Below are 20,594 nucleotides of genomic sequence, written 5' to 3' on the forward strand. Positions count from 1 at the left end.
TGTGGGCGGCATTGGCGGTGTCGGTCAGGCGCCCGGAGGTGTGGTTCATGCCGCCGGCGGCCCTGGCGACGGCCTCGAGCAGGCTGCGCACCTTGTCGTCGAAGCCGGCGGTCAGGCGCTGCAGGCGCTCGGCGCGGGCGGCGCGCTCCTCCTGCTGCCGGGCGGTCTGGCGGCTGAGCTCGACGTTGCGGATCATGTTCTCCTTGAAGACCTGGACGGCGCTGGCCATGCGGCCGAGCTCGTCCCGGCGCTCGGTGCCCTCGATCGCGACCGAGGTGTCGCCCTCGGTGAGGCGCGTCATCGCCGCGGTGAGGCGCGTCGTCGGACGCGAGATCGCCCGGCCCAGCAGCACCGCCGCGCCCAGCGACAGCAGGATCGCCAGGCCTGCCGTCGCGAGGACCGCGATCAGCGTGTTGCGCAGCGAGCTGTCGACCTCGCCCGCGATCGCGCCGTCCGCAGCGGCGATGTCGGCCAGGATCTTGCGGCCGGTCTGGATCGCCGCCGTCTCCTTCGCCTGGGTGTCGTTCAGGTACATCAGCGCCAGGAAGGCATCGACCGGAACGTTCGTCAGCGTCTGGTCGGCCGACTGCCGATAGGCGGCGAACTGCTTGGCGAAGGTGGCGATCTGCTCGTCCTCGCCCTGGCCCGTGCCGGCGCCCAGGCGCTCCAGGGTCGACTGCACCTTGTCGATCGACGCCCGGGCCGCAGCGATCGCCTTGTCGATCAGCTTCTCGTCGACCTGGCTCTGCTTCCAGTTCGTCGCCTTCAGGGTCTCGAGGTGCGCCGACGACAGCTCCAGCAATGCGCCCTGCAGGTCGGAGCGCAGCGAGGAGATCCGCATCTGCGACTGCCGCTGCTGCTGCAGGTCGAGATAGGTCGACAGGAAGACCACGCCGATCACGACGATCATGACCACCGCCAGCAGCGGCGCGATCAGCGACTTGACCAGGATGGGGGCGTTGGTGACGAACTTCACGGGCAGGGCCTCCTCGCTCCGAAGCAAAGGAAGGGACGAAGCGGCTCCGTCCCTTCTTCCGCCGGCCTACTTCGCGTAGGCGCCGACCAGGACCCAGTAGTCGCCCTGGTGGATGACGTAGGACTTCTTCGGCTCGATCGCCTTGGTCGTCGGGTTCTGGAAGGAATACTCGACCCAGCCGGCGTCCTTGACCGCCAGGATCTCCTTGACCAGCGGCTTGCCCGAGGGATCGCGCAGCTCCATGATGTTCTTGCCGACCAGCGCGGCGTTGCCGCCGTGGGCGACGTCGGTGCCGTCCTGGGCGATCGCGACGACGTAGAGGTCGCGGTCCTTGAACGGCGGCTTGCCGGCGGTGAAGTCGGCGAAGGCCGTCTCGGCGCCCGCGCTCTGCAGATGGGCCGCGGCCTTCTCGGCCATCGCCTTGGCCTCGTTGGGCGTGCCCTTGCCGCTGGCCAGCGCCGGACCGGCGAGCAGGACGAGCAGGGCGCCGACCACGGCACCCGAGCGGAGCAGTTTCGCAATCATCGTCTTTCTCTCCCCAGGGTTCGTGGACCCGGTCGCCGCGCGACCGAGTCCGGATGATTTCCGCGAAGAGATTTGGCGATCAGGTCTTAACAATGAATAAAGCGCGTCCAATCTAATATTGTTATAATACAAGCATTCATAGCTAATTCCACCAAGTCATGATCTGAATACGGTGTCTACACGCGTGAAGCGACGAAAATTGAAGAGAAGTCCAGGGATCACGGTGACGAACATTTAGCGCGAGACGGGAAAAGCCGCTCGAGCGCTCCCGCATGGCGCAGCAGCCCCGGCAGGACGCGCGAATCCGTCGCCCGGCCCAGAGGTCGGACGGTCGGCTGGACGCACGGCTCTTAACGGCGATCCGGCTCGGTATGCTGTGTCAGGAAGGAGAAGATGGTGCCCAGGGGCGGAGTCGAACCACCGACACTGCGATTTTCAGTCGCATGCTCTACCAACTGAGCTACCTGGGCGCTCCCGGCCGCCGGTCGCCCGGCGCGGAGAAACGGGCTTATAGGAGAAGATCGGGGGGCTGTCCAGCCCCCTCGCGGGGTGCGCGTTGACGGCCCCGGCGGATTGCCGGAGGCTGCCGTCATGTCTCGTTCCGCGCCGGCCGCCAGGCTGCTCCCCAGGGTTCTCGCCGGCCTGCTGCTGGCCGCGCCGGCCCTCGCCGGCGCGCCGGAGGGCGACGCCTCGGGGCTGCTGCGCCAAGCCGTCGTGCTGGGCTGCCCCGAGGGCGGCACGGCGGCGCTGCTGGGGGTGCTGCCCGGCGCGCGGCTGGTGGCCAGCGAGGCGATCGGGCCGGAGGCGGCGCCGGTCGGCCGGCGCGAGCGGCTGGCCCTGGCCGGCGGCGGCGCCCTGGTGCTGGAGCGCCTGGCGCCCGGCGGCATCCTGCGCCGCTTCACGGCGAGCTACGAGGAACCCCACGGCGAGGGCACGCGGCCGCGCCTGCTGGCGCTGGCCGACGGCGGCTGCCGGATCGTCCAGGGCCGGGCGCTCGACTGGCACGCCTTCCCGGCGCCCGACGGGTCGGAGAACGGCGGCGGCCCCGACCGGCTGGTCCTGCTCGCCGCCGACCTGACCGGCGCGCTGGCCGCCGAGCCGCTCGACCCGCCGGTGCCGCCGGGCCGCGATCCGGAGGGCGTCACCGTCGCCCAGGTCGACGCCGGGGTCGCCTACGACCTGCCGGCGATCGCCGGGCGCCTGGCGCGCGATGCCGGGGGCGAGGCGCTGGGCTACGACTGGTGGGACCTGGACCCGCGGCCCTACGACGCCAACCCGGCGGTCTCGCCCTTCTTCCCGGCCCGCCACGGCACCGAGGTCGCCGGGCTGCTGCTCGCCGAGGCGCCCGGCGTGCGCCTGGTCCCCTACCGCTATCCGCGCCCGGACATGGGCCGCATGGCGGCGGTCGTCGAGGCGGCGGCCAGGGCCGGCGCCGGCATCGTCGCCCTGCCGATGGGCAGTAACAGCCGCGACCTCTGGGAAGCCTTCCTGGCCGCGGCCGGGGCCCATCCGGAGATGCTGTTCGTCGTCTCGGCCGGCAACGACGGTCGCGACATCGACGAGCGGCCGGTCTGGCCGGCGGCGGCCGGGCTCGACAACCTCTTGACCGTGACCTCGAGCGAGGCCGACGGCCGGCTCGCGCCCGGCTCGAACTGGGGCGCCGAGAGCGTCGACCTGCTGGTCCCGGCCGAGCGGCAGGCGGTCGTCGACTACCGCGGCCGGCCGCACCTCGCCTCCGGCTCCAGCTTCGCCGTGCCGCGCATCGCGGCGCTGGCCGCCCGCCTGAAGGCCCGCCATCCGGACTGGCAGGCCGCGGCGCTGAAGCGCGCGATCCTGGCCCTCGCCGAGCCACCGCCCCGGGCGGGCCTGGTCAAGGCCGGCTGGATCCGCGACCCGCTGGCGGCGCCGTAGCGGGCAGCCGCCGTCGTCACCGCGCCGTCGTCACCGCGCCGCCCCGTCCTTCGGCAGGGACAGCGTCACCCGCTGCCGGGCGCCGCCACGCAGCAGCGTGATCGCGACGTCGTCGCCGGGCCGCAGCAGGTAGGCGGCGGCGGCGAAGTCGCGCCCGGCGCGCAGCGGCCGACCGTCCCAGTCGAGCAGCAGGTCGCCGGGCTCGAGGCCGGCGGCCGCCGCGGGGCTGCCCGCCGCGACGCTCTCCACCCGCACGGCCTCGCGGTTCGGCGGCACCGTCGGGTCCGCGGTCGCGACGGCGAGGCCCGGATCGACGCTCCGGACCCTGCCGTAGGCGATCAGGTCGTCGGCGACCCGGGCGAGCAGCGGCTGGGAGACCGCGAAGTTGACGCCGATGTTGCCGTCGCCCGGGCCGGCGAAGATCGCCGAGAGCAGGCCGACCAGATGGCCGCTCCTGTCGACCAGGGCGCCGCCGGAGCTGCCGGGATTGACCGCGGCGTCGGTCTGGACGAAGTCCTCGATCGCGTTGAAGCGGGCGTTGCTGCGGTGCAGGGCCGAGACGACGCCGCAGCTCTGGGCGAGGCCGAGGCCGTAGACGTTGCCGAGCGCGCAGACCGCCTCGCCGAGCCGCGGCGGTTCGGCCGGCGTGAAGGCCGGCAGGTCGTCGGCGACCTTCAGGACGGCGAGGTCGGTCTCGGGATCGCTGCCCCTGACCTCGGCCGGCAGGTGCCGGCCGTCGGCGAGGCGCACGTCGACCCGGACCGCGGTCGCGACGACGTGCAGGGCGGTGACCAGCCAGCCGCCCCGGGCATAGACGACGCCGGTGCCTTCGGGCGCCGTGCCGGCCGGCACGTCGGGGCCGCCCTGCGGCTTGCCCGGCCAGACCGGCAGCACCGAGACCACGGAATCCAGGGTGCCCGCCGGCAGCTCGAGCCCCCCGGCCGCGGCGGGTCCGCCAAGGAAAGGAGCCGCGACGACGGCCAGCGCGAGCAGAAGCGCCGGCGGCCGCACGGTCATCCGTCGGACCTCTCGCCCCCGCTGCCCGGCGGCTCCTCCGGCGCCTCGTCGGTCTCGACGCGATAGCTGCCGTTCAGCCAGCGGCCGAGGTCGACCTGCTGGCAGCGCGCCGAGCAGAAGGGCTCGTGGGCGGCGATGCCCGGCTTGCCGCAGATCGGGCAGCGGGGCGCCCGCGCCTTCTTGCGGCGCTCGGGAAAGGGCACGATGCGGTCGTCTTCGCTCATGGTCTCAGCCTAGCACGATCTCCGGCAGCTCGTCGGCACGGGCGGCCTCCTCGACGAGCTCGATGGCGTGGCCGCGACGCGCGCCGAGGGCCTCCAGCGCCGCCCGGCCCGGGCCCTGCAGGGCCAGCGCGACCCGCCGCGAGACGAGCAGCCGCAGGCGCGGCGCGGCCGCGGCAAGGCGCGCGCGGCGCAGCAGCTCGAAGGCGAGCGCCGCCGGCTCGCGCCGCCAGCCGCCGCCGGGCGCCGGCTCAGAGACCAGCTCGTGCAGCGCCGGACGGGCCCGCCGCCGGGTCACCAGGGCGAGGCCGTCGCCGCCCAGCCGGCCCAGCTCGCAGCCCTCGGCCTGCTCGGCCAGAGCCGCCTCGAAACGCACGCGCAGCGCCGCCCGCGCCGCCGGCCCCGAGGGATCGAGGAAGTCGACGGCGATCAGGCCGGAGAGGTCGCGCAGGCGCAGCTGCCGGGCCAGCATGGTCGCGGCCGCCTCGTTGAGCGCGTCGGCGTCGCGGGCGGCGCCGCGGTCGACGTCGACGGCGACCAGGGCGCGGGTCGGCTCGATCCACAGCCGGCCGCCGCCGGCCAGCGCGACCTCGGGATCGAGCAGCGCCGCCAGGAGCTCCGACAGCCCGGCCTCGACAGCGGCGGCCTCGGCGCCGCCCGCGAGCCGCAGGCTAGACAGCAGCTCCGGCCGGGCGGCCAGCGCGGCCTGCAGCCGGCGCAGGCTCGCCTCGTCGTCGACCAGGATCGCCTCGGGCGCGTCGGTCAGCGCCAGCAGCGCCTCGAGCAGCCCTTCGCTTCGCGCCAGCAGGACCGGCGGCCGCACGCCGGATGGCCGCTCCGCATCCGGCGCCGCCGCCAGCTTGACGCCCTTGTCGGGTGCCGCGGCGCGCAGCACGCGCACGGCCAGGGCCTCGCCCTCGCCCGGCCGCCGGGCCAGGCCGGCGAGCGGCAGGAAGCCGGGCCGCGCGAGGCCGATGTCGACGAAGGCCGCCTCGAGATCCTTGTCGAGGGCGACGACCCGGCCGAGGCAGAGGTCGCCGGCGGCGCCCGGCCGGTCGGCGCGCTCGACCCGGAAATCGAGCGCCCGGCCCTCGGCATCGAGGGCGGCCCAGCGCAGCTCGCCCGGCAGGCCGGAGACGAGCCAGCGGCCGGTCATTCCGGCTGCCCCGCCGGCGGCTCCTCCGCTCGCCAGCCCAGGCCGTCGAGCAGGGCGTGGACCTGGGCGAGGTCAAGGCCGACGACGTTGCTGTAGGAGCCCTCGATCCAGGGCACGAAGGCCGCGGCGCTGCCCTGGATGGCATAGCCGCCGGCCTTGCCGTGCCACTCGCCGCCGGCCAGATAGCCGACGATCTCGTCCTCGGAGAGCCGCTTGAAGGCGACCCGGGTGGTCGAGAGCCGGCGACCGATCCGGCCGCCGGGCGCGCGCAGCACGAGGCCGCCCTCGACCCGGTGACGCCGGCCCGACAGCAGCTCCAGGCAGCGCCTCGCCGTCGCCACGTCCTCGGCCTTGGGCAGGATGCGCCGGCCGACGCCGACGACGGTGTCGGCGGCCAGCACGAAGGCCTCGGGGTGGCGCCGCGCGACGGCCTCGGCCTTGGCGTCGGCCAGGCGACGGGCATGCGCCACCGGCAGCTCGCCGGGCAGCGGCGTCTCGTCGAGCTCGGCCGGCTCGACGGCGTCGGGCTCGATGCCGATCTGGCGCAGCAGGGCGAGCCGCCGCGGCGAGGCGGAGGCGAGGATCAGCGGAGCGGCCAAAGCGGCCTCCCGCCGCCTACTTGAAGCGGAAGGTGATGCGGCCCTTCGTCAGATCGTAGGGCGTCATCTCGACGTTCACCCGGTCGCCGGCCAGGACGCGGATGCGGTGCTTGCGCATCTTGCCGGCGGTGTGGGCCAGAACCTCGTGGCCATTGTCCAGCTTCACGCGGAACATGGCGTTGGGCAGCAGTTCGGCGACCGTGCCCTGAAATTCCATCAGGTCTTCTTTCGACATGCGATCCGTTTTCTTGTGCGTGGCGGCCGGCCGTCCGGCCCCCCCTTGCCGCGGTAAGGGGCCGCCGTGAGGGCTGCGAATATAGGCACTGAGCGGGCCGGGAACAACTTGTGGCTTACACTTCCGGCTTCAGGTCGATCGGGAAGCGCTGGCGGATGCGCTCCATCAGCTGGTCGCGCACCTGCCGGTAGGCGGCGAGGCGCTCGTCGCGGCCGCCTTCGACGATCGAGGGATCGAAGGTGTTCCAGAACTCGACGTCGCAGGCCCAGGTGCGGGTCAGCTCGACCGCGGCGTGCTGGGCCTCCGGCGACAGCGAGACGATCAGGTCGAAGGAGCCGTCCTCCAGATCGTCCAGGGTCTTGGCGTGGTGGCGCGACAGGTCGATGCCGATCTCGTCCATCACGGCGACCGCGAAGCCGTCCAGCTCGCCGGCGCGCACGCCCGCCGAATCGACGTAGATGCGATGGCCGAGCAGGTGCTTCAGCAGGGCCTCGGCCATCGGCGAGCGGATCGCGTTCTCCGAGCAGCAGAACAGCACCGCGCCCGGCAGCGGCGCGCGCGCCTGGGCGTCGGGGAGCGGACCGAATGCCACGCTGCTGGCCATCGTGCTCAGCTCTTGATGTGGAGCACGCAGAGCAGGGTGAAGAGCCGCCGGGCGGTGTTCTCGTCGATCTCGATGCGCCCGGCCAGACGCTCGCGCAGGGCCTCGGCGCCCTCGTTGTGCAGGCCGCGCCGGCCCATGTCGATGGCCTCGATCTTCGAGGGGCTCGCGGTGCGGATGGCGTCGTAGTAGGTCTCGCAGACCGTGAAGTAGTCCTTGACGATGCGCCGGAACGGCCCGAGCGCCAGCGGCACGGTCGCGAGCTTCTCGCCCTCGCCCCCCTTGCCCTCCCCCCGGTAGATCTCGAACAGCAGGCGGCCTTCCTCGATGCGCAGGTGCAGGCCGTAGGGACCGGAGAAGTCGCCGACCGGCGCGAAGTGGTTGTCCTCGAGCAGGTCGTAGATCGCGACCGCGCGCTCGTGCTCGACGTCCCCGCTGCGCCGGACGACGCTCTTGTCGTCCAGGGTGATCCTGACGATCCGCGGGTCGCCCATCGCGGCCTACCCGTCCGAGAGATTCAGGCGGATGGCGATCGAGCGGGCGTGGGCGTCCAGCCCCTCGGCGCGCGCCAGGGCGACGGCCGCAGGCGCGAGGCGGCCGAGCGAGCCGGCGTCGCAGGCGATCATCGAGCTGCGCTTCATGAAGTCGAGCACCGACAGGCCCGAGGCGTAGCGCGCCGCGCGCGCCGTCGGCAGCACGTGGTTCGGGCCGGCGACGTAGTCGCCGATCGCCTCCGGCGTGTAGCGGCCGAGGAAGATGGCGCCGGCGTTGCGGATCCGCGCCGCCAGGGCGTCGGGCTCGGCGACCGCCAGCTCCAGGTGCTCCGGCGCGATGCGGTCGACCAGGGCCGGCGCCTCGTCGAGCGAGCCGACCCGGATGATCGCGCCGTGGTCGCGCCAGCTGTCCTGCGCTATCGAGCCGCGGTCGAGCTGGGTCAGCTGGATCGCGACGGCGCGCCTGACCTCGTCCGCGAACGCGGCGTCGTCGGTGATCAGGATGGCCTGGGCCGAGGCGTCGTGCTCGGCCTGGCTCAGCAGGTCGGCGGCGATCCAGGCGGGATCATTGCCGCCGTCGGCGACCACCAGGATCTCGGAGGGGCCGGCGATGGTGTCGATCCCGACCACGCCGAAGACCTGCTTCTTGGCCGCCGCGACGTAGGCGTTGCCGGGCCCGACGATCTTGTCGACCGGGGCGATGGTCGCGGTGCCGTAGGCCAGAGCCCCAACCGCCTGGGCGCCGCCGACGCGGTAGACCTCGGTGACGCCCGCGATGCGCGCCGCTGCCAGGACCAGCGGATTGAGCCGGCCGTCCGGGCTGGGCACGACCATGGCGACGCGCGGCACGCCGGCGACCCGCGCCGGCAGGGCGTTCATCAGCACCGAGGAGGGATAGGCCGCGGTGCCGCCCGGCACGTAGAGGCCGGCCGCCGAGATCGCCGTCCAGCGGTGGCCGAGGCGCACGCCCTGGGCGTCGCGGTAGTCCAGGTTCTCCGGCAGCTGGCGGCGGTGGTAGTCCTCGATGCGCGCGGCGGCGACGCGCAGCGCCTCCAGCGTTTCGGGCGCGCAGGCCGCCTCGGCCTCGGCCAGCTCGGCCTCGGTGAGACGCAGCCCCTCGGCGGTCAGGCTCAGGCGGTCGAAGCGCTCGGTGTAGCGCAGCAGCGCCGCGTCGCCCTCGGCCCGGACGGCGGCGAGGATCTCGGCCACGACGCGGTCGACGGCCGCCGCCGCCTCGCGCTTGGCGTCGAGGAAGACCTCGAAGGCCGCGGCGAAGTCCGGGCGACTGCTGTCCAGCTCATGCGGCATCGGCGACCTCCCGGAAGCGCTCGACCCAGCCCATCACCTCGCGCGGGCGGGTCTTGAGGGCGGTGCGGTTGACGATGAAGCGGCTGGTCACGTCGGCGATGTGCTCGACCTCGACCAGGCCGTTGGCGGCCAGGGTGGCGCCGGTCGAGACCAGGTCGACGATGCGCCGGCACATGCCGAGAATCGGCGCCAGCTCCATGGCGCCGTTCAGCTTGATGCACTCGGCCTGGACGCCGCGCGCGGCGAAGTGCCGGCGGGTGATCTGGGAATACTTGGTGGCGATGCGCACGTGGCTCCAGCGCGAGGGATCGTCGTCCTCCATCAGCTCCTTGCGCTCGGCGACCGAGATCCGGCAGCGGCCGATGCCGAGGTCGACCGGGGCGTAGATCTCCGGATGGTCGAACTCCATCAGCACGTCGTTGCCGGCGACGCCGAGCTGGGCGCCGCCGTGGGCGACGAAGGTCGCGACGTCGAAGGAGCGCACGCGCACCAGCTCGATGCCCGGCACGCTGGTCGAAAAGAGCAGGCGCCGCGAGTGCTCGTCGTGGAACTCCGGCTCCGGCTCGATGCCGGCGCGCTGCATCAGCGGCACGAGCTCGCGCAGGATCCGGCCCTTGGGCAGGGCCAGGACGAGGGGCGGTGGACTGGGACGCTCTGAGGGCACGGGCCGGGCAGCTCCGTCGTCTCGATCTCGCAAGGGGGTCTCAGGAACGGACGCGGCCCGTTCCGGGCGCGGCAGGGTTTACCCCGCGGGCTTCGCCCCGTCCAGATCGCCCGCCGGCCCGCCGCGGCCTTCCTGGTGTCCGGGCAGCGACCAGGTCGGCCAGGGCTCGTCGAAGTCCTCGAGATGGCAGCGCACCGCCGCGACTTCCAGCAGGATCCGCCCGCCGCCGGAGAAGTGCAGCTCGATGCGCTTCGGCTCGGTCGCGATGGTCAGCAGGTTGAGGATCTGGTTGCGGTCGGCCTGGTCGATGCCGCGGATCCTGACGGCCTCGACCTTGTCGAAGGTGACGCCGCAGTGGGTCCGATGGTAGGTCGGCCGGGGATCGGCCTCGTGGAAGGCGGCGTCGCCGCTCTCGTCGCCGCCGGCCTCCGCCGACCCCGCTCCCGACGGCTGGCGGACGGCCTTCTCGCGGGCCTCCAGCTCGGCCTCCTCGACGCGCTCCCACATGAAGCGGTTGAGCACCATGACGAAGCGCCGGTCGCGGCGCACGAAGGTCGCCTCGGTCAGCGGCACCAGGGCGTCCTGCAGCACCGACGCGACGACGTCCATGTCGGTGGCGTCGTGGGCCCTGAGCTTCAGTCTCGGCGGCTTGGCCATGGCGGCTCCCCCTGTTCCGCCGGAAACGCTAGCCGGCGACGCGGCGGATGTCGGCGCCGCAGGCGGACAGCTTGTCCTCGACCCGCTCGTAGCCGCGGTCGAGGTGGTAGACGCGGTTCAGCACCGTCTCGCCCTCGGCGGCGAGCCCGGCCAGCACCAGCGAGACCGAGGCGCGCAGGTCGGTCGCCATGACCGGCGCGCCGGTCAGGCGCTCGACGCCGCGGACCAGCGCCGAGGCGCCGTGCACCGTGACGTTGGCGCCCATGCGCGCCAGCTCGGGCACGTGCATGAAGCGGTTCTCGAAGATCGTCTCGGTGACCATGGCCGCGCCCTCGGCGGTCGCCATCAGCGCCATGAACTGCGCCTGCAGGTCGGTCGGGAAGCCGGGGTAGGCCTCGGTCATCGCGTCGGTGCCGTGCAGCCGGCCGTTGGCCCGCCGCACGCGCAGCCCCTGGTTGGTCTCGGCGACCGTGACGCCGGCCTGGCTCAGGATGTCGATCGCCGTGCTCAGGTGGTCGGCCCGCGCGCCGATCAGGTGCAGGTCGCCGTCGGTGATCGCCGCGGCCATGGCGTAGGTGCCGGCCTCGATGCGGTCGGCGACGATGCGGTGCTCGGCGCCGTGCAGGCGGCTCCGGCCGCGGATCGTGACGGTCGCCGTGCCGGCGCCCTCGATCTCCGCGCCCATGGCGACGAGGCAGTCGGCGAGGTCGACGATCTCCGGCTCGCGCGCGGCGTTGACCAGGCGGGTCTCGCCCTTCGCCAGGGCGGCGGCCATCATGACGTTCTCGGTGGCCCCGACCGAGACCTTGGGGAACACGACCTCGCCGCCGGTCAGGCCCCGGGGCGCCCGCGCCTCGATGTAGCCCTCCTTCAGCTCGATCTCGGCGCCCAGCGCCTCCAGGCCCATCAGGTGCAGGTCGACCGGCCGCGTGCCGATCGCGCAGCCGCCGGGCAGCGAGACCCGGCCGATGCCCTCGCGCGCGACCAGCGGGCCGAGCACCAGCACCGAGGCGCGCATCTTGCGCACCAGGTCGTAGGGCGCGCAGGTGTCGGTGATGGTCCTGGCCGTCATGTCCAGCACCCGGCCGCTGCTGCCGCCGGCGCCGCCGTTGCCGTTCATGTGCAGCTCGACGCCGAGCGTCGAGAGCAGCTTGGCCAGGGTCGTGATGTCGGCGAGGTGCGGCAGGTTGCTCAGCCGCAGCGTCTCGTCGGTCAGCAGGCTGGCCGCCATCAGCGGCAGCGCCGCGTTCTTCGCGCCGCCGATCGCGATCTCGCCCTCGAGGGGCCGGCCGCCGCGGATGACGATCCTGTCCATGCTGTCTTCGCGTCCTGCCTCGGTGACCGTCGGCGCCCGACGAGCGCGGGCGGCGGAATGGGGTGACTGTCGCCGGCGGGCCCTGCCGGCTGGGGTGATGCGCCGGGGCGCGGGTGCTCCGGTTGTTCTAGCCCGCGACTCCGAAGCCGCTCAAGCCTTCAGGGGTTTCCGTCCGACGGTTCTTCCGCGTCCGGCGCCCCCAGCGCCCCTGGCGCGCCGGCGGCGCGCTGCCGGGCCTGCTGCTTGCGGCGCTGCAGGTTGGCACGCAACCGTTCGGCGAGGCGGGCCTCGCGCTCGGCCCGCCCGGCGCCCGGCGCCGGCCTGCCGCGCCGCGCCCCCGCCGCCTCGCCCTCGTCGTGATCGCGCATTCCGTCCCGCCCAGCCGCTCCGGCAAGGCGAAGGTGGCGAGCGGCCGTGGCAGGGTCAAGGCGCAGGCGTGGCGGGGCGGCGCGCGGGCCGTGGCCGCTCCGCGGCGGAGCGGCGTGAATCCGCGCTTGCACCGCGGCCGCGATCGGTGCATTTTCGCGCCGCTTTCGGAGGCTCCGGCTTCCGGGACCCTTCTGGCGCCGCCGTAGCTCAGGGGTAGAGCACACCCTTGGTAAGGGTGGGGTCGCGTGTTCAATTCACGCCGGCGGCACCATCTTCCTTCCTGACATCTTTGGGTACGTAGGCGTCTGGCGCGACCTCGGGGGGAGCTGCGTCCCGGCGACTCCGTCGTCGTGCTCAAGCTGGACAGGCTTGGCCGCTCCGTCCAGCACCTCGCCAACCTCTTGGTACGACTTCGGGCGCAGGGTGTGCACTTCGTCTCCCTCTCCGAGGGCATCAACACGACCACGCCGGGCGGGAAGATGGTGTTCCACATCTTCAGCGCCGTTGCGGAGTTCCAGCGCGACATCATCGTTGAGAACACGAACGCCGGACTTGCGGCTGCGCGTCGAAGGGGTAGACAACTCGGCAGGCGTCCCAAGCTCACCCTCGAGGATGTGGCCGAAGCCCACCGTCAGGTCATGCAGGGATATGCGAGCGCCGAGGACGTGGCAGCGCTCTTCAGTGTCCACCCCCGCACGATCGACCGCGCCTTCATCCGCTGCGGGTTCGAAGGCTGAGAAGGATCTTGGGGTCTGTCCTCTTAGGACTAGCGCTAAGTCACTAAATTGCTTATTAGTTTCGTATGGTTAGGCCAAAACGCGACGATTTTTCCGCTGCAGTGAAATCAACCCTGCGGGATAGGGTTGGTGGCAGATGCTCGCAACCGTCCTGTCGGAAGGCGACCGTGGGACCAGAAATCTCCACTGATGACAAGGCGTCGGTGGTCGGCGTTGCCGCTCATATCTGCGCGGCATCCTCTGGAGGTCCGCGCTACGACCCCAATCAGACACCAAAGGAGAGAGCGAGCATATCCAACGCCATATGGCTTTGTGCTACCTGCGCCAGCTTGGTTGATAAAAATCAGGGTGTGGGATACTCCGTTGAAGATTTGAATCGCTGGAAGACCGTGGCAGAGCAAGATGCGCATGATGCTTTAATATCCAGCAGCGTTTTTGAAACGCCCGTTTGGATGGAGAGACTGTCTACGGTACATTTTGCGAACGTTCCTCGGCTGGCACACATGCTGCCTTCAAACGCTATTTCCGATCGTTTGGTTCGTATTCTAGAGAATGGATTTCCTACGCAAGGAATGATTGTTCGAGAACTTGTAGCCGTTGAGAGCGCGATAAAATCCGCACAGCTCAGAGCGATTCCGATCGACCAGATCATGCCACCCACCGATGACATAGTTGGCGCTCTAATTTCATTCCATCACGCCTGCTTTACGAAAAACGGCATTACCGAACGACGATCGACTGACCAATCTCTGATTATGGATTTCGATCCTTCAAAATCCCCCCATTTCTACATCAAGCTTGGGGATGTGAAGCTTATATTCCCTTACGATCCGCGATGGATCACAACCTCGACCGCACATTCGGAGTTTCGGGCCGGGCGCACCAAGCTTGCGGGCCTCGGAGTTGTTAAGCGCATCTCCGACGATCTGTCAGAGGTGGTCATCTCTCCGTTGGTGGTCGGCCTGCCACGCCATCCTGCGTGGGATGGTCTCTTCTAGCCTGTGCCGCCCGGCGGTTGCACTGAAGCGGCGCATAGGAGTACCAGCCTGTCCCACTGTCTGTGTGGGTGCGCTACGCGCAAGATGTGCGGGGTAATACCCCGCCATCTTCTCGGGCCGCGCCGCGGTCCTCGGGAAGGGGGCGTGCCGCCCCCTGTGCCCCCCCTGCTGGTGGCCTCCGGCGAGGCCATTGGAACGTTCCGGCGTTTCATCCCGGCAAACGGTCCGCGCCGTTTGATCGCGCATCCTGATTGGCGCAAGTGGAGCATCGCACCTCCCGCCGTACCAGCGGATCGCATAGCTCGGCGAGGCGCGTGAAACTTCTCGATCAGTTTCGCCACGTCTGCTTGAATTCTTCATCGAACCACCGCTCGGCGTCATAGTTTGCCCCCATGACGGACCGGAAGTTTAGATAGTGGCTGTATCCCTTCATGCTGAGCCACGATTTAAAGTCGAAGAAGCTGGGTTGATCGACAGGCTCTCGCGGAATACCGCTCTCCCGGGCCCATTCGTGACAAAGGTGCCGGATCACTCTCTCAGCTTCGTCCTTCTTTATCATGGCTGACGGCCTCGTTCCCCAGTTTGAGTGATAAATGGCTTCGTTGGGGCAGATTGCGCCTTGGTGACGGCGGCCTGCTGCTTCCGGGTCAATTCGGAAAATCCTCTATCCGGTCGTCTCGTTTCCAATCTCGAAGGCAAGATCGAAGCCGCTCCCGAACGGATGTGGCTTCTTCGCCAACAGAACGAGATTGCGTCCGATCTTCTCCTCGAACGCTTCGCCTGACGTTACTTTGGTTCGGAGATGAGTGGAGTCCGCCGTCTCGCTCCGTATGAGCAATGTAACGGCAATGCGGAGAAATCTTTCAATCGCGGCCTCATGCGGGGTATCGCGACGAAAATCCACCTTTAGTTTCAGCCTCCGAACCAGTCCATCAGTGCCTTCAATAGAATACGATACAGAACTGTAAAGTATCTCGTCGTCAAGTTTGAGAGGTTCGGAGCTGGCCCACCACTCGCCTCCACTGTACGTTTCGTGATAATCAGCGGTTCTTAACCCTTTCTCGGATAGAAACTCCCGCGCAGCATATGGGCTCCAGCCATACCGTTCGTCGACTTGCGGCGGATTTTTCGCTTCACGTTCGTATCGTTCTATCTCGTCTGCAATCCTGTCAACATCGCTATTCTTTTCCGCTGGTAGAGATTGGAACTGTCTGGTTGCGCGAAGAAGCAGCCATGGTCTCAATGCAAAGGAACGGAAGAATCGACGCTTGGCATATCTTTTGAGTTCGTTAGATTGAAAATCTTTGAAATTTATTCGAATAGAGGCGATTTCCACCTGAGAATAGCAATACATGATGTAAAAGAATGGGATTGAACCAATAGTCATCGCAAACGGCAGAATGAAGCTACGGGCGGTGGAAACTTTTAGAAATTCCTCGGGGGATTCCCAAATTCCCGACACCGATTTCCAGATAAAAATGATCACAACGATGAAAAGAATCCATTCTGTGAGTTTCTTCACAGATGTATACTTGTGATCGCGCTCCGAAACGGCATAGAGCAAACCCACACATGTCACTAATGGCGTTAGAACAATTTCAGTGATCAACGAAAATGTATGTGCCACATACAGAAATTCTATAACGCCCGTAATGCTGATTGCATCACGTACGTATTTTCGAAAATGCTTCTCACCCTCTTTGACGTCAAAACTCCGTGCTAGTAAGCTGGTTCCTGAGAGGAAACACCAGAGGACAGTTGCCGCGATTTGACTATCTGTCCAAATTCCCACCCTCCAATATAACCACGCCAGTGCAGCGACATACACCCCAAACGACAAGAACATAAAGATTAGCTGCGGTTGAATTGCCGCGCGAAAAAATCCAACGGCGGCGGTTCGTATCGATTTCTTCAATAAGGCTAAGCTCAAGACGCCCAGAAGCCACACCGCTGCCGCAATTTCCCGATTGTTAAAATTTGCGGTGATCCATGCCCAAAGTTCAGTTGCCCAAGCCATCTGTGGCCACTCTTGGATAGTTTCTCCTTATGCGCGCCCATACCACGTCCCCTTGCCTCTGCCATGCTGGGCGAGGTGGTTAGCGGCCACGAGGCTCTGCAGGTGCTTCTTGACCGTGTTGCGGTTGGCCCCCGTCAGCGTGACGATCTGACCGATCGTCAGCCTGCCGTGCTCCTTGGCAAGGGCGAGGATTTCGGTGGAGAGCGATGGCAGGGACGTCGCCGTGATGCGCTCGCGCTCCAGCTTCTTCTCCAGCCGTGCCTTCTGCTGCTGGAGGCTGCGCAGGAAGTAGAGGGTCCACGGTTGCCAGTCGGGGGCGTCCGTGCGGATGGTCGTCTGCGTCTGGCGTAGCGCCAGGTAGTAGCCCTCCTTGCTCTGCTCGATCACGCTTTCGAGCGAGGAGTAGGGCACATAGGCGTAGCCCGCACGCAGCAGCAGCAGCGTGGTCAGGATGCGCGAGAGGCGCCCGTTGCCGTCCTGAAAGGGGTGAATCTCCAGAAAGACCACCGTGAAGATGCCGATCACCAGCAGCGGGTGGAGCGTTCGCTCCGCAAGGGCGCTGCGGGTCCATTCGACCAGCTCGCGCATCTTGTGAGGTGTATCGAAAGGCGTGGCGGTCTCGAACACCACCCCGATCTCGCGTCCCTCCGCATCGAAGGCGCTGACATGGTTGGGGTTGGTCTTGTACTCGCCCCGGTGACGCTCATCCTTCGCGCTGTGGCGCAGGAGATCGCGATGGAGCTGCTTGATGTGGTTCTCGGTCAGCTCGATCGAGTCCGCGTGCGCGAACACCGTCTCCATGGTCTGGGCATAGCCAGCCACTTCCTGCTCGTCGCGCGTCTCGAACTGCCTGATCTCGAGGTTCGAGAGCAGGCGCTCCACCTCGCGGTCGGAGAGCTTCGCCCCTTCTATGCGGGTCGAGGAGCCGATGCTCTCGATCGTGGCGACGCGGCGCAGGGCCGAGAGGCGTTCAGGAGCCAATGTGCCGAGCGCCTTCCACGCCCCCTTGAACTCGTCCAACTCAGAGATGAGGGAGAGAATCTGCGGGGTGATGGAGAGGGAATCGGTCGCAAGGGTCATACCCGTATCTGTACCCAAAAATACCCATAAATGCAAGTTTGGGCCGCGGATACCCGAAAAATGACCCATAAATACCCGTATCGGAGCGCGCCCCGCTGACCGGCCCCTGCGCGCGCCGCGGCTCGGCGCTCCCCGAGCCGCCCTCCGGGCGGCTACACTCGCCCGACGACGCGGCAGGAGGACGGGACGATGGCGGAGACCGACGGCGCGAAGCGGGTCGGGCTGGTGGCGCACGACCGCTGCAAGGCGGAGATGGTCGACTGGGTTCGGACGCACCGCGCGGCCCTGGCGCGGCACCGGCTGGTCGGCACCGGCACGACGGGCGGGGCGATCCGCGAGGCGACCGGCCTGGAGGTCGAGCGGCTGCTGAGCGGTCCCCAGGGCGGCGACGCCCAGCTCGGCGCACGCATCGCCGAGGGGCGGCTCGACGTGCTGATCTTCTTCATCGATCCCCTGTCGGCGATGCCCCACGACGTCGACGTCAAGGCGCTGCTGCGCCTGGCGATCCTCCACGACGTCGCCTTCGCCTGCAACCGCGCGACCGCCGACGCCTTCCTGCAGGGGCCGCTGCTGTCGGCCCGGGACTGAAGCCGGGAGCGAGGCCCTGGAGCGAGGCGCTGCGCGGCCGCCTCCCGCAGGGCTGGGTCCGCCAGAATCTGCATTGACACCTCTTCGAGCGCACGGGCTAACATTCGCGCGCCTCGATAGAAAAACGGGGCGGGGCCGCTACGCCCGCCGGTCTGCACCGAGCGGGTCGCGGCGGCACCGAACAACGACCTAGGGGAGGAATTCCATGCTTCACGAGAGGCTGTCCCGCCGTCTGTTCGCGAGCCGGGTCATGGGGCTGGCCCTGGCCGCCGCCGCCGTCGTCGCGCTGCCCTGGGCGGCACCGGCCCAGGCCACCACGACGCTGAAGTGGGCGCACGTCTACGAGACCAGCGAGCCCTACCACAGCTGGGCGGTGTGGGCCGGCGAGGCGCTGAAGAAGCGGACCGAGGGGCGCTACGACATCCAGGTCTTCCCGGCCTCCTCGCTGGGCAAGGAGGTCGACATCAACGAGGGCCTCGGCCTCGGCACCGTCGACATCATCTACACCGGCCAGCTGTTCGCCGGCCGCGCCTACGGGCCGATCGCGATCGGCGGCGCGCCCTACATGTTCCGGAACTACGAGCACTGGGACAAGTACCGCCACAGCGACCTGTTCCAGGAGCTGGCCGACGGCTACAAGAAGGAGACGGGCAACCACATCGTCAGCCTGACCTACTACGGCGAGCGCCACGTCACCTCGAACAAGCCGATCGAGAAGCCCGAGGACATGAAGGGCCTGAAGATCCGCGTGCCGAACGCGCCGCTCTACATGATGTTCCCCAAGGCCGTCGGCGCCAATCCGACGCCGATCGCCTTCGCCGAGGTCTACCTGGCGCTGCAGCAGGGCGTGGTCGACGCCCAGGAGAACCCGCTGCCGACGATCCAGGCCAAGAAGTTCTACGAGGTCCAGAAGTACATCAACATGACCGGGCACATCACCGACGCCCTGCTGACCATCGTCGGCGGCCCGGCCTGGGACTCGATGGACGAGAAGGACCGCAAGACCCTGGTCGCCGTCCTGCAGGAGGCCGCGGACGGCTGCACCAAGGACATCATCAAGAAGGAGAACGAGCTGGCCGCCTGGTTCGAGGGCCAGGGCGTCAAGGTCCTGAAGGTCGACCGCAAGCCGTTCCGCGACGCGGTGATCCCGCTGCACAACGGGCCCGACGCGACCTGGAGCAAGGAGATCTACGACCGCCTCCAGGCGATCCAGTAGCGGCGGCCCTGCGCGGAGCCGCCCGCGATGCCGTCACCGCGTGACCAAGGCCGGCGCCCCGACCAGGCGGCGCCGGCCGAGCCGCCCGCCGAACCGTCCGCCGGCCTGGCGCTCGAGGAGGAGCCGGTCTCGCTCGCCGACCTGCGCCGCTACGACGCCCCGGTGTTCCTGCTGTTCTGGGCCCTGGCGGGCGTCGTCTTCCTGCAGTTCTTCACCCGCTACGTGCTCAACGACTCGCTCGGCTGGACCGAGGAGATCGCCCGCTACCTGCTGATCGCCGTGACCTTCGTCGGCGCGATCATCGGCGTGCGCAAGCGCGAGCACGTCGCGGTCGAGCTGATCTATCGCTGGCTGCCGGCGCGCGCCGGCAACAACGTGCGCCTGGTCATCGACGGCCTGAGCTCGGTGTTCTTCTTCTTCCTGGCGGTGATCTGCGCGCGCCTTGCGCTCAAGACCCGCCAGGAGATGGTCTCGATCGATGTGCCCAAGTCGGTCGTCTACTGGCTGGTCTGCGCCAGCTTCGTCGCCATGGGCTGCTTCGCCCTCTCCTGGTTCTGGCGGCGCCTGACCGGCCGGGTCGGCACCGCCGAGTCCTCCCCGGCCGCGATCGACTGACGCCCATGCTGATCATCCTGCTCTTCGTCCTGCTGTTCGGCATGATCGTGCTGGGCGTGCCGGTGGCGCTGTCGCTGGCCGGCTCCTCGGCGATCTTCATCCTGCTGTCCGGCCGGGTGCCCGACGTCGTCGTCGCCCACCGCATGGTCAACGGCGTCGACTCCTTTCCGCTGCTCGCCGTGCCCTTCTTCATCCTGGCCGGCAACCTGATGAACACCGCCGGCATCACCAACCGGATCTTCGACTTCGCGAAGGCCTGCATGGGCTGGGCGCGCGGCGGGCTCGGCCACGTCAACGTCGGCGCCTCGGTGATCTTCGCCGGCATGTCGGGTGCCGCCGTCGCCGACGCCGGCGGCCTCGGCACCATCGAGATCAAGGCGATGCGCGACGCCGGCTACGACGCCGACTTCTCGGTCGGCGTCACCGCGGCCTCCTCGACGATCGGGCCGATCGTGCCGCCCTCGCTGCCGATGGTGATCTACGGCGTCATGGCCTCGGCCTCGATCGGCCAGCTGTTCGCCGCCGGCTTCATCCCCGGCCTGCTGATGGCGGTCGCGCTGATGATCATGGTCGCCTGGTTCTCGCACCGCCGCGGCTACCCGCGCGACGCCTCGTTCCAGCTCGGCCGCCTGGTCACCACCTTCGGCCAGGCCTTCCTGTCGCTGATGACGCCGGTGATCATCGTCGGCGGCATCCTGTTCGGCATCTTCACGCCGACCGAGGCGGCGATCGCGGCCAGCGCCTACGCCCTGGTTCTGGGCGCGGCGGTCTACCGCACGCTGACCTGGCAGCGGCTGCTGCGCGTCTCCTTCGACACCATCGAGACCACGGCCGTCGTGCTGTTCATCGTCGCCGGCGCCTCGATCTTCGCCTGGATCCTGACCAGCAACCGCGTCACCGAGCAGTTCGCCGACATCCTGCTGTCGATCAGCGACAACCCGCTCGTCATCCTGCTGATGATCAACCTGCTGCTGCTGATCGTCGGCTGCTTCATGGAGACCATCGCGGCGATCACCATCCTGGTGCCGGTGCTGCTGCCGATCATCGTCAAGGTCGGCATCGACCCCGTGCACTTCGGCGTCATCATGGTGCTGAACCTGATGATCGGCCTGCTGACCCCGCCGGTCGGCATGGTGCTCTACGTGCTGTCGCGGGTCGCCAAGGTGCCCTTCGAGCAGTGCGTGACCGCGACCCTGCCGTTCCTGATCCCGCTGGTCACGGTGCTGCTGCTGATCACCTTCTTCCCGGTGATCTCGCTCTGGCTGCCGACGCTGATCTACCGGTGAGGAAAGGGT

23 protein-coding genes and 2 tRNA genes are annotated in these 20,594 nt (G+C 68.9%); 8 read left to right on the plus strand and 17 right to left on the minus strand.

Translation table 11 applies throughout. The annotated features are described in order from the left end of the window. The 3 genes from B9O00_RS30955 to B9O00_RS30965 all read right to left on the minus strand — a co-directional run. Nucleotides 1-976: HAMP domain-containing protein (locus tag B9O00_RS30955; RefSeq protein ID WP_143596426.1), on the minus strand; the 976-nt coding region annotated here is incomplete at its 3' end. Nucleotides 977-1,042: 66 nt separating this feature from the next. Further along, entirely contained in the window at nucleotides 1,043-1,501 is a 459-nt protein-coding gene (locus B9O00_RS30960; RefSeq protein WP_085127144.1) for a cache domain-containing protein, read from the minus strand. 394 nt (nucleotides 1,502-1,895) lie between these two features. Then, nucleotides 1,896-1,971 (minus strand) — tRNA-Phe (locus B9O00_RS30965). A 121-nt stretch (nucleotides 1,972-2,092) separates the two neighbouring features. Between B9O00_RS30965 and B9O00_RS30970 the strand changes: the two genes are divergently transcribed. Continuing rightward, complete coding sequence (locus tag B9O00_RS30970; RefSeq protein ID WP_085127146.1) at nucleotides 2,093-3,412, plus strand: S8 family serine peptidase; 1,320 nt, start codon at nucleotides 2,093-2,095, stop codon at nucleotides 3,410-3,412. Nucleotides 3,413-3,442: 30 nt separating this feature from the next. On the opposite strand, the gene B9O00_RS30975 is transcribed toward B9O00_RS30970, so the two are convergent. The 12 genes from B9O00_RS30975 to B9O00_RS31030 all read right to left on the minus strand — a co-directional run bounded on the left by B9O00_RS30975 (nucleotide 3,443) and on the right by B9O00_RS31030 (nucleotide 12,047). Next, nucleotides 3,443-4,429: a S1C family serine protease gene (locus B9O00_RS30975; RefSeq protein WP_085127148.1), complete on the minus strand. Its 987-nt coding sequence runs from the start codon at nucleotides 4,427-4,429 to the stop codon at nucleotides 3,443-3,445. After that, nucleotides 4,426-4,653 carry a DNA gyrase inhibitor YacG gene (locus B9O00_RS30980; RefSeq protein ID WP_085127150.1) on the minus strand — a complete coding sequence of 76 codons (228 nt, stop codon included), beginning with the start codon at nucleotides 4,651-4,653 and terminating at the stop codon, nucleotides 4,426-4,428. Before B9O00_RS30980 ends, B9O00_RS30975 begins: the two co-directional genes overlap by 4 nt. Before the next feature lie 4 nt (nucleotides 4,654-4,657). Then, nucleotides 4,658-5,806, minus strand: a complete 1,149-nt coding sequence (locus B9O00_RS30985) for a ribonuclease E/G (protein WP_085127152.1) — start codon at nucleotides 5,804-5,806, stop codon at nucleotides 4,658-4,660. Beyond that, nucleotides 5,803-6,405, minus strand: coding sequence for a Maf family protein (locus B9O00_RS30990; RefSeq protein WP_218822984.1), 603 nt, complete (start codon nucleotides 6,403-6,405; stop codon nucleotides 5,803-5,805). Before B9O00_RS30990 ends, B9O00_RS30985 begins: the two co-directional genes overlap by 4 nt. A 16-nt stretch (nucleotides 6,406-6,421) precedes the next feature. Continuing rightward, a complete protein-coding gene (infA, locus tag B9O00_RS30995; protein ID WP_085127154.1) occupies nucleotides 6,422-6,640 on the minus strand; it encodes a translation initiation factor IF-1 in 219 nt (72 codons plus the stop codon). Nucleotides 6,641-6,755: 115 nt separating this feature from the next. Next, nucleotides 6,756-7,244: an arsenate reductase ArsC gene (locus tag B9O00_RS31000; protein ID WP_085127156.1), complete on the minus strand. Its 489-nt coding sequence runs from the start codon at nucleotides 7,242-7,244 to the stop codon at nucleotides 6,756-6,758. A gap of 5 nt (nucleotides 7,245-7,249) precedes the next feature. Then, nucleotides 7,250-7,735 (minus strand): UPF0262 family protein, encoded by a 486-nt coding sequence (locus tag B9O00_RS31005; protein WP_085127158.1) that lies wholly within the window; start codon nucleotides 7,733-7,735, stop codon nucleotides 7,250-7,252. Between the two features lie 6 nt (nucleotides 7,736-7,741). Next, on the minus strand, nucleotides 7,742-9,043 hold the full coding sequence (hisD, locus tag B9O00_RS31010) for a histidinol dehydrogenase (RefSeq protein WP_085127160.1): 1,302 nt from the start codon (nucleotides 9,041-9,043) through the stop codon (nucleotides 7,742-7,744). Further along, a complete protein-coding gene (hisG, locus tag B9O00_RS31015; RefSeq protein ID WP_085127161.1) occupies nucleotides 9,033-9,707 on the minus strand; it encodes an ATP phosphoribosyltransferase in 675 nt (224 codons plus the stop codon). The genes hisD and hisG overlap by 11 nt, the downstream gene beginning before the upstream one ends. 78 nt (nucleotides 9,708-9,785) lie before the next feature. Further along, the gene (locus tag B9O00_RS31020; RefSeq protein ID WP_085127163.1) at nucleotides 9,786-10,364 is read right to left on the minus strand and encodes a DUF2948 family protein; all 579 of its coding nucleotides are present in this window, start codon (nucleotides 10,362-10,364) and stop codon (nucleotides 9,786-9,788) included. Between the two features lie 28 nt (nucleotides 10,365-10,392). Next, a complete protein-coding gene (gene murA / locus B9O00_RS31025) occupies nucleotides 10,393-11,679 on the minus strand; it encodes a UDP-N-acetylglucosamine 1-carboxyvinyltransferase (protein WP_085127166.1) in 1,287 nt (428 codons plus the stop codon). Nucleotides 11,680-11,837: 158 nt separating this feature from the next. Beyond that, nucleotides 11,838-12,047, minus strand: coding sequence for a hypothetical protein (locus tag B9O00_RS31030; protein ID WP_085127168.1), 210 nt, complete (start codon nucleotides 12,045-12,047; stop codon nucleotides 11,838-11,840). Nucleotides 12,048-12,244: 197 nt separating this feature from the next. On the opposite strand from B9O00_RS31030, the gene B9O00_RS31035 reads away from it, so the two are divergent. The 3 genes from B9O00_RS31035 to B9O00_RS32880 all read left to right on the plus strand — a co-directional run bounded on the left by B9O00_RS31035 (nucleotide 12,245) and on the right by B9O00_RS32880 (nucleotide 13,783). After that, nucleotides 12,245-12,319 (plus strand) — tRNA-Thr (locus tag B9O00_RS31035). 34 nt (nucleotides 12,320-12,353) lie between these two features. Then, complete coding sequence (locus B9O00_RS31040; protein ID WP_085127170.1) at nucleotides 12,354-12,785, plus strand: recombinase family protein; 432 nt, start codon at nucleotides 12,354-12,356, stop codon at nucleotides 12,783-12,785. Nucleotides 12,786-12,952: 167 nt separating this feature from the next. Then, entirely contained in the window at nucleotides 12,953-13,783 is an 831-nt protein-coding gene (locus tag B9O00_RS32880) for a hypothetical protein (RefSeq protein ID WP_143596427.1), read from the plus strand. 664 nt (nucleotides 13,784-14,447) lie between these two features. Here the strand turns inward: B9O00_RS32880 and B9O00_RS32885 are convergent. Both B9O00_RS32885 and B9O00_RS31045 read right to left on the minus strand, forming a co-directional pair. Continuing rightward, nucleotides 14,448-15,800 carry a hypothetical protein gene (locus B9O00_RS32885; protein ID WP_143596428.1) on the minus strand — a complete coding sequence of 451 codons (1,353 nt, stop codon included), beginning with the start codon at nucleotides 15,798-15,800 and terminating at the stop codon, nucleotides 14,448-14,450. 27 nt (nucleotides 15,801-15,827) lie between these two features. Further along, complete coding sequence (locus B9O00_RS31045; RefSeq protein ID WP_085127172.1) at nucleotides 15,828-16,880, minus strand: Fic family protein; 1,053 nt, start codon at nucleotides 16,878-16,880, stop codon at nucleotides 15,828-15,830. Nucleotides 16,881-17,069: 189 nt separating this feature from the next. On the opposite strand from B9O00_RS31045, the gene B9O00_RS31050 reads away from it, so the two are divergent. The 4 genes from B9O00_RS31050 to B9O00_RS31065 all read left to right on the plus strand — a co-directional run bounded on the left by B9O00_RS31050 (nucleotide 17,070) and on the right by B9O00_RS31065 (nucleotide 20,585). Then, on the plus strand, nucleotides 17,070-17,468 hold the full coding sequence (locus B9O00_RS31050; protein WP_085127174.1) for a methylglyoxal synthase: 399 nt from the start codon (nucleotides 17,070-17,072) through the stop codon (nucleotides 17,466-17,468). Nucleotides 17,469-17,673: 205 nt separating this feature from the next. Next, nucleotides 17,674-18,684 carry a sialic acid TRAP transporter substrate-binding protein SiaP gene (locus B9O00_RS31055; protein ID WP_085127176.1) on the plus strand — a complete coding sequence of 337 codons (1,011 nt, stop codon included), beginning with the start codon at nucleotides 17,674-17,676 and terminating at the stop codon, nucleotides 18,682-18,684. Nucleotides 18,685-18,711: 27 nt separating this feature from the next. Next, complete coding sequence (locus tag B9O00_RS31060) at nucleotides 18,712-19,299, plus strand: TRAP transporter small permease (RefSeq protein ID WP_085127178.1); 588 nt, start codon at nucleotides 18,712-18,714, stop codon at nucleotides 19,297-19,299. A gap of 5 nt (nucleotides 19,300-19,304) precedes the next feature. After that, the gene (locus B9O00_RS31065) at nucleotides 19,305-20,585 is read left to right on the plus strand and encodes a TRAP transporter large permease (protein WP_085127180.1); all 1,281 of its coding nucleotides are present in this window, start codon (nucleotides 19,305-19,307) and stop codon (nucleotides 20,583-20,585) included. Nucleotides 20,586-20,594: the final 9 nt, after the last annotated feature.

Origin of the sequence: Tistlia consotensis USBA 355 (assembly GCF_900177295.1) — a bacterium.
Taxonomy (GTDB): domain Bacteria; phylum Pseudomonadota; class Alphaproteobacteria; order Kiloniellales; family DSM-21159; genus Tistlia; species Tistlia consotensis.